This is a genomic window from Candidatus Omnitrophota bacterium (genome assembly GCA_013791745.1).
In the GTDB taxonomy this organism is placed as follows: Bacteria; CG03; CG03; order CG03; family CG03; genus CG03.
In genome coordinates this window covers 1-12,992 of sequence record VMTH01000031.1, presented here as the reverse complement: position 1 = coordinate 12,992, position 12,992 = coordinate 1, and the positions used below count along the sequence as shown (strand labels likewise).

General features: G+C 49.5%; 16 protein-coding genes. 7 read left to right on the top strand and 9 right to left on the bottom strand.

What is annotated here, in order from left to right; all coding sequences use genetic code 11:
• Positions 1-57: 57 nt before the first annotated feature.
• The 6 genes from FP827_01440 to arsB all read left to right on the top strand — a co-directional run bounded on the left by FP827_01440 (position 58) and on the right by arsB (position 4,251).
• The gene (locus FP827_01440) at positions 58-450 is read left to right on the top strand and encodes a winged helix-turn-helix transcriptional regulator (protein ID MBA3051749.1); all 393 of its coding nucleotides are present in this window, start codon (positions 58-60) and stop codon (positions 448-450) included.
• The gene (locus tag FP827_01435) at positions 447-1,610 is read left to right on the top strand and encodes a permease (protein ID MBA3051748.1); all 1,164 of its coding nucleotides are present in this window, start codon (positions 447-449) and stop codon (positions 1,608-1,610) included. Before FP827_01440 ends, FP827_01435 begins: the two co-directional genes overlap by 4 nt.
• 12 nt (positions 1,611-1,622) lie before the next feature.
• Positions 1,623-1,856: a thioredoxin family protein gene (locus FP827_01430; protein MBA3051747.1), complete on the top strand. Its 234-nt coding sequence runs from the start codon at positions 1,623-1,625 to the stop codon at positions 1,854-1,856.
• A gap of 123 nt (positions 1,857-1,979) precedes the next feature.
• A complete protein-coding gene (locus FP827_01425; GenBank protein ID MBA3051746.1) occupies positions 1,980-2,375 on the top strand; it encodes a thioredoxin family protein in 396 nt (131 codons plus the stop codon).
• Positions 2,375-3,070, top strand: a complete 696-nt coding sequence (locus FP827_01420; protein ID MBA3051745.1) for a cytochrome C biogenesis protein — start codon at positions 2,375-2,377, stop codon at positions 3,068-3,070. The genes FP827_01425 and FP827_01420 overlap by 1 nt, the downstream gene beginning before the upstream one ends.
• Positions 3,071-3,087: 17 nt before the next feature.
• Positions 3,088-4,251, top strand: a complete 1,164-nt coding sequence (gene arsB / locus FP827_01415) for an ACR3 family arsenite efflux transporter (protein MBA3051744.1) — start codon at positions 3,088-3,090, stop codon at positions 4,249-4,251.
• 71 nt (positions 4,252-4,322) lie between these two features.
• Here arsB and FP827_01410 read toward each other — a convergent pair whose 3' ends face one another.
• From FP827_01410 to FP827_01375, 8 genes are all read right to left on the bottom strand, one after another.
• Complete coding sequence (locus FP827_01410; GenBank protein ID MBA3051743.1) at positions 4,323-5,219, bottom strand: cation transporter; 897 nt, start codon at positions 5,217-5,219, stop codon at positions 4,323-4,325.
• Positions 5,216-6,031, bottom strand: a complete 816-nt coding sequence (locus tag FP827_01405) for a 4Fe-4S ferredoxin (GenBank protein MBA3051742.1) — start codon at positions 6,029-6,031, stop codon at positions 5,216-5,218. Before FP827_01405 ends, FP827_01410 begins: the two co-directional genes overlap by 4 nt.
• The gene (locus FP827_01400; GenBank protein MBA3051741.1) at positions 6,028-6,663 is read right to left on the bottom strand and encodes a septum formation inhibitor Maf; all 636 of its coding nucleotides are present in this window, start codon (positions 6,661-6,663) and stop codon (positions 6,028-6,030) included. Before FP827_01400 ends, FP827_01405 begins: the two co-directional genes overlap by 4 nt.
• Positions 6,664-6,694: 31 nt before the next feature.
• Complete coding sequence (locus tag FP827_01395; GenBank protein MBA3051740.1) at positions 6,695-7,825, bottom strand: glycosyltransferase; 1,131 nt, start codon at positions 7,823-7,825, stop codon at positions 6,695-6,697.
• A gap of 100 nt (positions 7,826-7,925) precedes the next feature.
• Positions 7,926-8,594 (bottom strand): hypothetical protein, encoded by a 669-nt coding sequence (locus FP827_01390; GenBank protein ID MBA3051739.1) that lies wholly within the window; start codon positions 8,592-8,594, stop codon positions 7,926-7,928.
• A gap of 109 nt (positions 8,595-8,703) precedes the next feature.
• On the bottom strand, positions 8,704-9,408 hold the full coding sequence (locus FP827_01385) for a hypothetical protein (protein ID MBA3051738.1): 705 nt from the start codon (positions 9,406-9,408) through the stop codon (positions 8,704-8,706).
• A complete protein-coding gene (locus FP827_01380) occupies positions 9,392-9,706 on the bottom strand; it encodes a hypothetical protein (protein ID MBA3051737.1) in 315 nt (104 codons plus the stop codon). Before FP827_01380 ends, FP827_01385 begins: the two co-directional genes overlap by 17 nt.
• Before the next feature lie 174 nt (positions 9,707-9,880).
• Positions 9,881-10,777, bottom strand: a complete 897-nt coding sequence (locus FP827_01375) for a hypothetical protein (GenBank protein MBA3051736.1) — start codon at positions 10,775-10,777, stop codon at positions 9,881-9,883.
• A gap of 114 nt (positions 10,778-10,891) precedes the next feature.
• Here FP827_01375 and FP827_01370 point away from each other — a divergent pair, with 114 nt between their 5' ends.
• The gene (locus FP827_01370; GenBank protein ID MBA3051735.1) at positions 10,892-11,968 is read left to right on the top strand and encodes a hypothetical protein; all 1,077 of its coding nucleotides are present in this window, start codon (positions 10,892-10,894) and stop codon (positions 11,966-11,968) included.
• A 166-nt stretch (positions 11,969-12,134) separates the two neighbouring features.
• Here FP827_01370 and FP827_01365 read toward each other — a convergent pair.
• Positions 12,135-12,992, bottom strand: an 858-nt coding sequence (locus FP827_01365) for an aminoacetone oxidase family FAD-binding enzyme (GenBank protein MBA3051734.1), incomplete at its 5' end; no start/stop codon positions are given.

The following is a 12,992-nucleotide window of genomic DNA, read 5'->3' as shown; positions in this document are numbered from 1 at the left end:
GTATCAAGCCGGTTCCCCTGCCATAGCGCGCTGAGCGCTTGACAGACATATGAACATATGATAATGTGTTCATATGTTTACGGAGGGACGATCATGAAACAATATGTGAAGATCTTTAAAACGCTGGGTGACGACGCGAGACTCGGGATTTTTCTTCTCCTCTCGGGGGGTGAACTCTGCGTGTGCGAACTCGTAAAGACACTGGGGATGGAGCAGTCGGCTGTTTCGCACAGCCTGAGAAAACTTGAAGCCGCCGGGATTGTCAAAAAAAAACGCTCGGGAAAATGGAAACTTTATTCTCTCACGGACTTCGCCTCAAAGGATAAGACCCTCAAATGCATCTCTAAAGAAATATGTTTAACCCCCGCCCTCTCCCGCGGGCTCAAACTCTGCGAAAAACAAAAAGTGCGCTCTAACTGCGGAGCGAACAAAAGGATTTCAAAAAAATGAAAGAACGGAATAAATTTTTAGCGATCATCGCCGTATTTCTCGCGGCTTTTTTCATTCCCTTTGACAGCCCCGTGATCAGACGATCGGCGCTGGAAGCTTTTATGATGCTGCGGGAATACGCCAGGGCCCATGTGCTGCTGTGCCTTGTCCCCGCGTTCTTTATAGCCGGAGCCATTGCGAATTTTATCTCTCAAAGTTCCGTAATAAAATATTTCGGTGCGGAAGCGAACAAAATTTTATCGTATTCGGTAGCGGCTGTTTCGGGCACCATTCTGGCCGTGTGCTCCTGCACGGTGCTTCCTCTTTTCGCTGGGATTTACAAAAAGGGAGCCGGCATAGGCCCTGCGACGGCATTTCTTTATTCGGGCCCCGCGATAAATGTGCTGGCGATAATCCTGACAGCGCGTATCCTCGGCGTTGAAATGGGAATTGCCAGAGCGCTGGGCGCGATCGTATTTTCCGTGATAATCGGTTTACTGATGCACTTCATTTTTTACAAAGACGACGCGAACAGAGAAACCGGCGGGAAATTAAATTTCGGGCAGGATGATCAGCGCGAAAAACCGCTCTGGAAAACAGCTGTTTATTTCGCCGTGATGGTGGCAATCCTTATTTTCGCAAACTGGAACAAAGCCGAAAATGTCGGCGCGGGGCAATTCATATACGGAATAAAGTGGCATATTACCGGCGGTCTGTTCCTGCTCCTGGCATTTATCCTTTACGGCTGGTTCAAAAAAGACGAGCTTTCGGCATGGACGAATTCAACATGGGGATTTGCCAAGCAGATACTTCCCCTGCTTATGACCGGCGTTCTCGTCGCGGGCTTTCTTCTGGGGCGCCCGGGTCACGAGGCTCTCATCCCCGCGAAATGGATCGTCGCTTTGGTCGGAGGAAACAGCCTGTGGGCAAATTTTTTCGCGGCGGTTTCAGGGGCTCTCATGTATTTCGCGACTCTCACGGAGGTGCCGATACTACAGGGGCTCCTCGGCGCGGGCATGGGTAAGGGCCCGGCGCTGGCGCTGCTTCTTGCGGGGCCGGCTCTCTCACTCCCGAATATGCTCGTCATAAAAAGCATAATCGGCGCAAAAAAAACGCTCGTTTACATAACGCTTGTCGTCGTGATGGCCACTTTAAGCGGCATGCTGTACGGAATAATATGAGGATGGAATAAAATGAAAATTGAAATTCTGGGCACCGGATGCCCTAAATGCAGACAACTGGAACAAAACGCGAGGGACGCCGCCGCGGAGAGCGGTGTTGAAATAGAAATCGTCAAAATCAGCGAACTGAGCGACATCATGAACTACGGCGTTATGATGACGCCGGCTCTTGCTATAGACGGTGAAGTGAGATCCACAGGAAAAGTGTTGACTAAAGACGATATCAAAAAACTGATAATGTCATAAAAGCGGGGTTATAAAATGCGAACATTAAAAATTATCGGCATGGTGTTGATTTGTTTAAGCTTTTTGAATATTTCCTGCCGAGACACCGCGCCGCAATCCGAATTGCCGCCGCAGAAAACGGAGATGGCTTCTACGGAAAAAACTGAGGCGACAGAAAAAGTCACCGCGCAGAATGCCGTGGTTAAAAAAGCAAAAAACGCGCCACCCACCGTAAAGAAAACCGCGCCCGTTGAAAAACTGAAAGCGACTTTTATTGAGCTGGGGTCGGTGAACTGCGTGCCCTGCAAAATGATGGCGCCTATCGTGGAAGAGATTAAAAATGAATACGCGGGACAGGTTAAGGTAATTTTCTACGATGTGTGGAAACCGGAAGGCCGACCATTCGGTGACAAATACAAAATACGCGCGATCCCCACTCAGGTGTTTCTCGACGCTGACGGTAAAGAATATTTCAGGCACGAGGGCTATTTCCCCAAGGATGAAATTATCAGCGTCCTGAAAGAAGCGGGTGTGAATTAATGCTGGGGTCTATTTTTGAGCGGCTTTATTATGCGCTCGATTCAACCCCGCTGATTGCCCTTTCGGGCGCGTTCATATGGGGGGTTCTGAGCATAATCCTCAGCCCATGCCACCTTTCGAGCATCCCGCTTATAATAGGTTTCATTGACGAACAGGGAAATATCACGACAAAACGGGCGTTTCGTCTTTCCCTTCTCTTTTCAACGGGCATCCTCATTACTATTGCGGCAATAGGATTGATAACAGGTTTAGCCGGCAGAATGCTGGGGGATATCGGAAAATTTGGGAATTATTCAGTGGCCGTTATTTTTTTGGTGATAGGCCTTCATCTTATGGAAATCATACAGATCCCTTTTGCCGGAGCAACCGGCGGCGGCTACAGGAAAAAAGGCGCTGCGGCGGCTTTCGTGATCGGGCTGATTTTCGGAGTCGCGCTGGGGCCCTGCACTTTCGCTTATATGGCGCCCATGCTCGGCATTGCCTTCAAAGTCGCCGCCGATAATCTTATCTATTCCGTTTCTTTAATTATCGCCTACGCGGCATGGCACTGCTCTGTCATTGTGCTCGCCGGCACTTTTACGGAAGCTGTACAGCATTATCTTCACTGGAATGAAAAATCCCGGGGCGCCGTCATACTTAAAAAAATCTGCGGAGCACTTGTCATACTCGGCGGCGTTTACCTTATCCTGACATGAAACAATAGGAGGAATTTATGGAAGCGGAAAAAAAAGCGATGAATGTTTTTGAAAGTTATCTGACCTTATGGGTTATTCTATGTATCGGCGCGGGTATCACCCTCGGGCGTTTCGCTCCCGGCGCGGCTCAATTCCTTGACGGCCTTGCCATCTATGTTAACGGCGCTCCCGTGGTGTCAATTCCGATAGCCGTCTGTCTTTTTTTTATGATGTACCCCATAATGGTAAAGATAGATTTTACAAAAGTGCTCAAAGCAGGAAAATCCGTCAAGCCCGTCAGCCTGACTCTTGCCGCGAACTGGCTGATAAAACCTTTCACAATGTACGCGATATCGCTGTTCTTCCTTGGCTATCTCTTTAAAAATTTAATAGGCGCCGATGCCATGGATCTCGTTAAACTTCCACCCGGGGCGGGAGACTGGGCTGTCGGGTCCATCCACGGAGCCGGCACGGTTGTGCTTGCCGGAGGCGTTAAATTGCTTCAGATACCTCTCTGGAGAAGTTTTTTCGCCGGCTGTATCCTGCTGGGCATCGCGCCCTGCACGGCCATGGTGCTCGTGTGGGGTTATCTCGCGAAAGGCAACGACGGCCTCACTCTCGTCATGGTGGCCATAAACTCACTGACCATGCTCTTTCTTTACGGGCCTCTCGGCGGCTTCCTCCTCGGTGTGGGGCGCTTACCGGTGCCGTGGCAGGCGCTCCTGCTTTCAATAAGCGTTTATGTGGCACTGCCTCTTTTAGCCGGCTTCGCCTCCAGAAAACTTCTCCTGCGCGCGAAGGGGGAAAACTGGTTCAATGAAAAATTCCTTCATGTTCTTACGCCAGTTTCAATCAGCGCCCTGCTTTTCACACTGATACTTCTCTTTTCGTTCAAAGGAAACATAATACTGGAGAAACCGCTGACAATCCTGTGGATTGCGATACCGCTTTTTATTCAGACAAATCTGATTTTCGCTCTCACCTACGGCAGCGCCAAACTGCTGAAACTGGAATATGAAAACGCCGCGCCTGCGGCTTTGATAGGAGCAAGCAATCATTTTGAAGTGGCGATAGCAACGGCAACAATGATCTTCGGACTCTCATCAGGCGCGGCTCTGGCCACGGTCGTCGGCGTGCTCATTGAGGTGCCTGTGATGCTCATGCTTGTGAAAGTCTGCCGGCGCACACGGAACTGGTTTTAAGAAAAAAGGGGGAAAAAAGGGGGACGGAGGAAAGTTGCTTGAAAAAAGGGGGACGGAGGAAAGTTGCTTGATTAATTCTTTTGACTTTCCTCCGTCCCCCTTTTTTCTTCCGGCTCTATGTGAATTGTTGATTCTATACCAAGTTCATCTTTTACGGCGACTTCTATTTTTGACGCTCTCGCGTGCGCGTGGGCGATGCTCATTCCCGCCGGAAAGCGTATGTGAAAAGTCGCCTCGATGTGATCGCCGTAGCGGTGGATGTGAAGATGGTGTATAACTGTTCCCCAGCCGCTTTGAGCTTTTATTACGGCGTTGATCTTATCTTCCATTGCTTTTGCCGGGGCCGCGCCGAGGATAGAGCCCGACACGTCTTTGATTATCTCATAGGCGGCGTGAAAGATAAAAATCGCTATCGCTATTCCCATGAGGCCGTCAATAATGGCGAATTTTCCGCAGATGAATATGCCGAGAAGAATCATGACAGATGTGATAGCGTCGCTCCTGTGATGCCAGCCGTCGGCTCGGAGAACCGCGCTGTCGACCTTTTCCCCCGCCCAGAGGGCAAAGCGCGCCATCGCTTCTTTTATGATAACAGACAGCCCCACCACCCATATCGCCCAGATGGGATAATCGGGATGTGAGCCGGAGATGATCTTCACAAAAGATTCTTTGAGGCAGCCGAAGGCCACCACGGCCAGAAGCGTCGCTATTACCACCGCGCCTATTGATTCCGCCCCCCCGTGGCCGAAAGGATGTTTTCTGTCGGCTTTATGAGAGGCGAACCAGAAGCTGAACACGACGATGGCGGATGTGACCGAGTCCGAAAGGGTGTGCCAGGCATCTGTTTTGACGGCGGCCGAGGCGGAGGCAACGCCGGCGGCGTATTTCGCTCCGAAGAGAAGCGCATTCACCCCTATTGACATCCAGCCCTCTATGAGTCCGATTCTTGTTTTCTCGACGGTGTTCATCTCTGTATTATCTCGTTCAGTTTTATTTCGGGATGATGATAGCGCCTTCGGCCGCGCGTGGCTTTAGCGTATTGTATGGCTTCCTTCGGGCACCACTGGAGACAGGCCATGCACTGCTGACATTTGTGATTCCACGACGGTTTGCCTTTGAGCATCTTTATGTTTTCCACAGGGCAGACCTTCTCGCATATAGCACAGGCATTGCATTTTTCATCGGCGTAGAATTTTTTGTCCATACCCGGTATTCTCGATGACATCAGGCCGTGTACAAGAGATGAAGCGGCGTTAATAAAACAATTTGAGAACTCAAACTTCTCTCTTTCGCCCGAGAGCACCCGCGCGGATATTTCCCGCACTTTTTCACCGGCCTTTTCGAACAGCGCCTTCTGCTTATCGTCGTCCGGCGCTCCGTAAAGGGGCGTGTAGTTGCCCGGCATGGCGACGCTGAAGGCGGCATCCAGCGGCAGGCCGCGCTTTTTCATTTTATTGTAGAGCATTTTCAGCGCTCCGCCGGGACCGCCGCCGTGAGTGGCGACGGCAAAAATATATTTATCGCTCTCGCCGAGCCGGGCATCGTCCGCGGCGGCGAGCTTTTCAACGAAGTCGGAAACGATCAGAGGCAGGCCGAACATATAAACGGGAAAGACCAGCCCTATCCTGTCGGCGGAGACATCCGCCTCCCCCGCCCTGGCCATGGAAAAGACCTCCGTCCGGTCGGTGAAAAACTCCGTGTCCGCAAGGAGCAGAGCCAGGTCGCAGGCTATCTTGAGAGAATTGCCAGTTCCCGAAAAATAATAGATTATCGTCTTCATACCGGTTCATTCCTCTTCGAATCCTCTTTTGCATTTGGATTACACTGCCCGAATTTTTTCAGCGATTCCAGTAATTCGCCTACGGGCAAACCCACCACATTGTAGTAATCCCCCTCTGTTTTTTCAACAAATGAAGCCGCGCCGCCCTGTATGGCGTAAGCCCCCGCCTTATCCATGGGCTCGCCGCTCTTTATGTAGGAGTCTATCTCCTCATCCGAGAGCGGGCGGAAATAAACTTTTGTCGAGACAGATTTTACTTTTTTCGCGCCGCTTGCCAGACACATCAGCGCGAAACCCGTTATCACCCTGTGACCCCTGCCGCTGAGCTTTTCAAGCATTTCCCTCGCGTTCGCGGCATCCGCGGGCTGGCCCAGCGCTATCCCATCCACAACAACAATGGTGTCCGCTCCTATAACAAGGGCTTCGGGGTGAGAGGCGGCGACATCCTCCGCTTTTTTGAGAGCGAGATATTCCGCAAGTTGTTCGGGCCGCAGATCAAGATGCATTTCCTCTTTATAAGCGCTTGGCGCGACAGTGAATTCCAGGCCAGCTTTCTTTAAGAGTTCCGCGCGCCTCGGTGACTTTGAGGCAAGAATGATTTGACGGCCACGGCAGTCCGCCGAATACTTCATAGCGCTTGTGAAGAAACACGGATAAACACTTTTATTGAAGGCATTTTCCTATTTCGTTATAAATCTGTTCAAACTTCGCGGCAGAGGCTTTCGCGTCAAATTTCTCACGGATGCGGCAGACACTTTTAGCGGCCCCGATAGCTGTTTCTTCTTTGCTCATTTGCAATGTTTTCAGCATCTTTTCAGCCAGGGCCCGGGTGTCCGCCTGAGGCAGGATATTTGCAGCCCCCGCTATGTCCTCCGCGTCACCGCAGGCAAGCGATATGGCCGGCACAGCGCAGGCGGCGGCTTCGGCAAGAACATTGGGAAAGCCCTCGCTTTTGGACGACAAAACAAAAAGATCCAGCATGGGATAAAATTCGTTCATCGCCTCAATGTGGCCGGCAAGAATGAGGCCTTTCTCAATACCATATTTTTGGGCTGTCGCCGAAAGAGCCGCGTTGTCCTTTGTAATGCCCTTTCCGCAGAGGATCAGCGACGTGGAGGGATCAATTGAGCGAACAGCGGCAAAAGCGCCGAAAAGCGTGTCAAAATCCTTCATGGGGTCATATCTGGAAGCCATGCCTATCAGTTTGACTCCGGCGTCAAGACCGTATTTTTTACGGTACTCATTCTTTTTTTCGGGCGCGGGGCTGAAATACTCAGTGTCAAGGCCGTTTTGTATGACTGCGGATTTTTCCGGTGAAAAACCGTTTGCCTCATGGTATTTTTTTCCGGCATTTGAGTTATAGATTATTTTGACAGGCGTCGATGAGAATTTTCTGTTTATGAAAAAGGCCAGCTTCGTCATCAAACCGTATTTTGAAAGATCAAAATCGCTGCATCTTATAGACCAGACAAGAGCTTTTCCCGGGCAGGCCGCGGCGGCAAAAAGAGCGGCGGCGTTGCCGTGATACATCCAGCCGTGGATGATATCGGGATCTATTTTTTTGACGGCGGAAAGAAAGCCGCGAAAAGCCTTCACAGGGGCGAAAAAACCCCTCATGTCAAATGACTGGACATCTATTCCCAGAGCGCGTATGTAATCGGCCTGCTCGCCGCCGCCGGAAAGAGCTATGACGGAAGGATGGAATTTTTCCCTGTCAAGAACCTTCAGAAAACGCCCCAGCGCGATCTGCGCCCCTCCGGAAGCTAAGTCCGAAATAACATAAAGGATTTTCATCTTTTTATTTTAGCAAATTTCACCGCGATCCGCTCAATTTTTTATTGAATGTTTTTGAGGCTGCCCGATCTGTTGCGCGGGATTTGTTATTACTCAAAATTTATTGAGCTTTCTTTTTGCCGATCATGAATAACGAAATCAGTATAAGAATTTCTCCGGAGGTAAAAAGCCCCCATTTGTATGGCCCCGGCGCAAAAGACAAAATCTGTGACTGAACGGCGCCGTTCAGTATCAAAAAACCGTAATCCCATATAAAAGACAGGAAAATAATGAAGGCCCCCGCCCAGAGCAGACCCCACTCCCGCGCGGAAAGACGGAAATTCTCCGCCGACGCGAGCCCTTTTTCTATCAGCGCGGCCAGAGCTATCATCGTGAAAGAACATATCAGCGGGGCGAGCACCGGCCCCGCCCACACGGCGGGAATCAGAAACAGCACATCCATCTCAAAAAAAGACGCCGGCCAGCCGAGAAGAGCCTTAAGAAAAACGTAATAAAAAATATCCCACACGGCGAACATATAGAAAAACACCGCCATTCTGCCGTAGAATTGCCGCGCGGCCAGAACAGCCGCCGACGCTATCATCACAATCGTGGCGGCCTCCCTCATGATCTCAACCAAAAGAATGTTCCGCGGCATCGCGGCAAGAGGAAAAGAAAAACCTTCCGGATAATAAAGCGCCCTGAGATAAACGACTATCGCCGCCTCCATAAAAGCCATAGCGACGGCAAAAACACTGACTACCGCGTATTTTTTTTCTATCAGCTTCATAGTTTTATTTTAGCAAATTACGGAGTTTCAAAGAAATAAAATATTCAGTTGCGCGCTGGAAATTTTTTACAGTAAAAACAGCCGGGTCTAATACTTTTGCGTTCTAATCTCAAACACTATTTTGAAACCTCTGTTGCGATAGAAAATTAAACAGCGGCGCAGAGTGTGCTTTCAGGTTTTTCATAATTTTTGATTGCCATTTTTTAGGCTGTGAGTTAAATATTTTCGAAATCTTTTTTCTTTGAGAAGCATCCCGCAAAAGAAATTCGCCGATTCCCTTCGCCGCGAGCAAATCCCTTTTTTGCTTCTCTTTGTTCAACCGCCTCTCCTGAATAATGAATTTATGGAGCACATACGCGGCGGGTTCTGGAAGCCTGACGGTTATATGCTTATATTTTATTTTCATCGTGTCCGCCTGAAGAAGATTTAAAAATCTGAGGCCCTGAGCGCTAATATGCAATTTGTCTATCTCATAAGGCAGCATTCCTTTCCCTCTGCCGAGGTCAGGCGTTAAAAATTCCAGCTCAAGCTCCGGATGCACATATTTTGTATATCCCGTCATGTAGTTATGCGAAGGCATGAACCCCAGTCCATCCAGTATGTCAGGAATGTTTACATCTTTTTTAATTCCGGGAGGATTGGGAACAAGAAAGTCTATATCGAGTGTCCTCACCACAGGAATTTCCGGAGCGTTGTTAAAATAACCTTTATAAAAATGCTGGCACCAGCTCCCGACAAGAATAATATCCCGCAGCACTCCTTTTTCATGAAGAGCGATGAGCGTGGCTAAGAACAGATCATTTTTTCTTTCCATAAACCATTTTCTCCATTTTGGCTATGTCCTTTTTGACTTGAATGTGTAATCTCCTGATCTTTCTCCTTTCGTCAATATCATTTCGCAGTTGCGCGAGCTGCCCTTTGTCCGGCCTGCCTAAAAATTTGAAGATGGCCTTTTGACCGTCTCTATAGTTGAGATAGTAGTACACATTCCCTTTGATCTCTTTTTTTATGAGGCAGCCTTTTATAAGCTTTTTGAGCTTATTTTCATAACTCTTTTTTAAGCTTTGCAGTCTGCTTAATTCCTCTTTTAAAACCCCTTTCAAAATTTCCATAAAGATCTCCCGCGAGCTTCCGGTTACCAGACAATCTCACAGTTATTATAATATGTCTGGTAACCGGTGTCAAGTAAAACAGCGCCTATATGCTGTCATACCACAGTTTTCTCCGACGATCGGGGCAAGAGCCATCAGGAATAACACGCGCTAATAAATATTCATGCGGAATACTTAATTTTTAAACGTTTTAGGGAGGGGTATTTGCTTTTCAGCGTTGATCTGGGCCGTGTAGAGGAGGCTGGCGTAAACAAAGGCACCTTTCTGAAAACAGTCTTTGACCAGGCCCTCAAGTTCGCCCCACATCCTGTCATAATAATAATCATCGTAAATCCCCGGCTCCCAGCAGGATTTCCTGTCCGCCTGGATGATTTTCTCAACTCTGCCGTGGCTCTCTATGAGATATTCAAAAACGAATCTGAGGGGATCTTCAACATAAACGGCGGAGAATGTGCCTATTTTTACCGACGCGCCGTATCTTCTTACAAGTTCCGATTCAAAACGGCCGTGTATGCCGCTGTTGCCGGTAAACTGGCCGTCAAAGTTTTCCGTCGTGTGCAGGGGCACCGCCCCGTCTCCGACATAATGAGCCAGATCGGCGGCAAGAAGCAGCGTTTTCTCATCGTCCTTCTCAGTCATAGCAGCGGTCAATTTTTCCAGCGTTTCAACGATGGCCCAGGGGAGTTTCCCGCTCCTGATCTTATAATCTTCCTCGGGCGGTGATTTTTTGAAATCAAAAAGAGCCTTGAAGGGATACGCGCCGAAATATTCCAGATCCAGCCAGTGGCGGACGCTTTCCCCGCGGTCGTCGCCCTTGCGCATGTCGGGATCCATCACATGCTTGTTGATAAACCTTATATTTTTAACAAGGAACTTCATGTCCGGCGGAAGATTTTTGACAGCTCCTTTACTTACAATAGTGTGCCCGTCCCTGCTCCACGAATGCGCCACACGCGAAGAACCGGCGATGAACATCAGGGCGCAGACAGCCAAAAAGCGTTTCAGCAGAGTCGTAATATCAAGAACCTGCCTGCCGACAGGCAGGCGTCCCCTTTTTTTACCTTTTTTCATAAGCTCATTTTAGCAAATTTAAAAGCCGAGAGCTCATTATTGAATATTATCCGATTTCGCGCTCTTGATTATTCCAATCCCAAGATATATAATCCCCCCATGATGAAAATAAAAATGCCTTATTGTAAAGCGGCCCTGACAGTTGTTTTTTTCACGGGCCTTTGCGCATCACAATCAGGTGCCGAAATTCAGAGCAGCGGCGTCAGGACTATGGGCGGCCTAAACCATATCGCGAAAAATAACTGGAATCCGAAGTTCAATCTGATACCCAAATTCATGAGAGACGACACTTACAAAGAATACAACCAGAATTATTTCCTGAAATATGAATTCGCCGCCGAATCTTTCACGACATACGAAGGCGCCCTGACGGACAGTAAAACCGGCATCAACCTCGGCTTCACCGCGGAGATAGACGATAATCTGGTCGGCGAAATCAACAAATACAGCGGTTATCTCGGCATCAAATCTCTTATGCTGAGGATGGAAAGCGGCGGAATAAGAGGTTCGGCTGTGTGGACAGGGCTCTCTGTGTCCTCAATGCCGGCGACAGTGGATTTTGACAGCAGTTACAGCAATGTCAGCCTGGTTTACTGGATAGGGAAAGCGCCGTTTGATTACATAGGTTTGAGTTATGTTTCTTTCGGACTGCCCATTCAGATAGACACGATGTATACCAATACAAACAAAACCAAACAGGTTTTCGGCAAACCTGTCTATGACAAGGACTTTGAAGCGAAAATATACGCTCTCAGTTTCGGCATGGACACGCTTGTGACGCCTCTTCTCTTTCCGGATGCCGCCAAGCGCTCGGAATTCTATAAACTTATGGCGGAGTCGGAAGAAAAATCAAACGGTATGGGGGCTTTTATGTCCATGCAGAGTTTATTCGGGATCGGCTCCGCCAGGGTGAGCGATGAAGCGCTGGCTTTTGCCGAGACCGCGAATCCTGACGGCGGACGAAAAGCCGTTAACGGCAAACACACTGTGGGATATGTGGCTATGGATTTTAGTTTCGGCCTGCAGTACAAAGTAAAAAATCACTTTGCTCTCGGCCTCGGATACAACTGGGCTGTCACTTCACTAACCCCCTTCGGCGGCGGAGCCGATAACCCGACAAAACTCGGTTATACCTATAGTTTCAACTTGCTGAGACACGGACCGGTCCTCCGCGCCTATTTTGCTTTTTAATCAAAAAAACTGGAAGTCCCTGAGGTGCCGGTTTCACACGCCCGGCGGGCGGTTTTAAATTCTTAAAATTCCGGCGGGCTTTATATTTTCAGGCATCCGTCCGGACAAGTGCGGGACAAAGCCGGAAGCGATTCGTCCCGCCAAGGCGCCTGCCTGCCGTGACGGATCACGGTAACGCCGCGGCATGGCCGGCGACAAAACCCGTAGAGAAAGCGGCCTGAAGGTTGTAGCCGCCCGTTTCGGCGTCCATGTCTATTATCTCGCCGGCGAAAAAAAGATTTTTCACAAGTTTTGAGGCCATTGTCTGAGGGTCTATTTCTTTGACGGTAATCCCGCCCTTCGTTATTATCGCCTCATCCAGGCCGCGGCAGCCGGAAACGCCCAGCCGGAAATCCTTCAGCCACACGCGCAGTTTTTTCCTCTCATCCGCGGTAACGCTGTTTCCTTCTTTATCCGGAGAAATCCCGTTGAGAGAAAGACATACCGGGATCATTTTTTTGGGAAGAAGATTTTTCAATATCGTCTTCATCCGCTGTTTGCCGAAGCTTTTGAGATCCCTGAGTATGCGGTCGTCAAGTTTTTTGTGATCCAGGGCGGGCTTAAGGTCTATGGAAACTTCCGTTTCTGCTCCTGATGTGAGACTTTCAGAAAACAAACGGCTGAGCGTCAGGATGACCGGGCCCGAAAGGCCGAAATGAGTGAAGAGCATCTCCCCGAACTCCTCCGCCTTTTTCCTGCCGCCGGAGAAAACGGAAACCGAGACATTTTTAAGGCTCAGGCCCTGGAGTTTTTTCGCCGTGTTTCCGGAAGTCTCTATCGGCACCAGGGCGGGGCGCGGCTGAATTAAGGAGTGTCCCGCCGCCTCGGCCATCCTGTAACCGTCGCCCGTGGAACCGGTTGAGGGGTAGGAAGCGCCGCCCGTGGCGAGTATAACGGAATCCGCCTCATAGATCTCTCCCTGAGAGGTCTCAACGCCGGACACGGCGCCGTCTTTCAGGATGAGTTTTTTTACGGGCGATTTCTT

Excerpts from the sequence above, each read along its gene's own strand:
- FP827_01440 (MBA3051749.1), top strand. The coding sequence starts at position 58 with ATGATAATGTGTTCATATGTTTACGGAGGGACGATCATGAAACAATAT.
- FP827_01435 (MBA3051748.1), top strand. The coding sequence starts at position 447 with ATGAAAGAACGGAATAAATTTTTAGCGATCATCGCCGTATTTCTCGCG.
- FP827_01430 (MBA3051747.1), top strand. The coding sequence starts at position 1,623 with ATGAAAATTGAAATTCTGGGCACCGGATGCCCTAAATGCAGACAACTG.
- FP827_01425 (MBA3051746.1), top strand. The coding sequence starts at position 1,980 with ATGGCTTCTACGGAAAAAACTGAGGCGACAGAAAAAGTCACCGCGCAG.
- FP827_01420 (MBA3051745.1), top strand. The coding sequence starts at position 2,375 with ATGCTGGGGTCTATTTTTGAGCGGCTTTATTATGCGCTCGATTCAACC.
- arsB (MBA3051744.1), top strand. The coding sequence starts at position 3,088 with ATGGAAGCGGAAAAAAAAGCGATGAATGTTTTTGAAAGTTATCTGACC.
- FP827_01410 (MBA3051743.1), bottom strand. The coding sequence starts at position 5,219 with ATGAACACCGTCGAGAAAACAAGAATCGGACTCATAGAGGGCTGGATG.
- FP827_01405 (MBA3051742.1), bottom strand. The coding sequence starts at position 6,031 with ATGAAGACGATAATCTATTATTTTTCGGGAACTGGCAATTCTCTCAAG.
- FP827_01400 (MBA3051741.1), bottom strand. The coding sequence starts at position 6,663 with ATGAAGTATTCGGCGGACTGCCGTGGCCGTCAAATCATTCTTGCCTCA.
- FP827_01395 (MBA3051740.1), bottom strand. The coding sequence starts at position 7,825 with ATGAAAATCCTTTATGTTATTTCGGACTTAGCTTCCGGAGGGGCGCAG.
- FP827_01390 (MBA3051739.1), bottom strand. The coding sequence starts at position 8,594 with ATGAAGCTGATAGAAAAAAAATACGCGGTAGTCAGTGTTTTTGCCGTC.
- FP827_01385 (MBA3051738.1), bottom strand. The coding sequence starts at position 9,408 with ATGGAAAGAAAAAATGATCTGTTCTTAGCCACGCTCATCGCTCTTCAT.
- FP827_01380 (MBA3051737.1), bottom strand. The coding sequence starts at position 9,706 with ATGGAAATTTTGAAAGGGGTTTTAAAAGAGGAATTAAGCAGACTGCAA.
- FP827_01375 (MBA3051736.1), bottom strand. The coding sequence starts at position 10,777 with ATGAAAAAAGGTAAAAAAAGGGGACGCCTGCCTGTCGGCAGGCAGGTT.
- FP827_01370 (MBA3051735.1), top strand. The coding sequence starts at position 10,892 with ATGCCTTATTGTAAAGCGGCCCTGACAGTTGTTTTTTTCACGGGCCTT.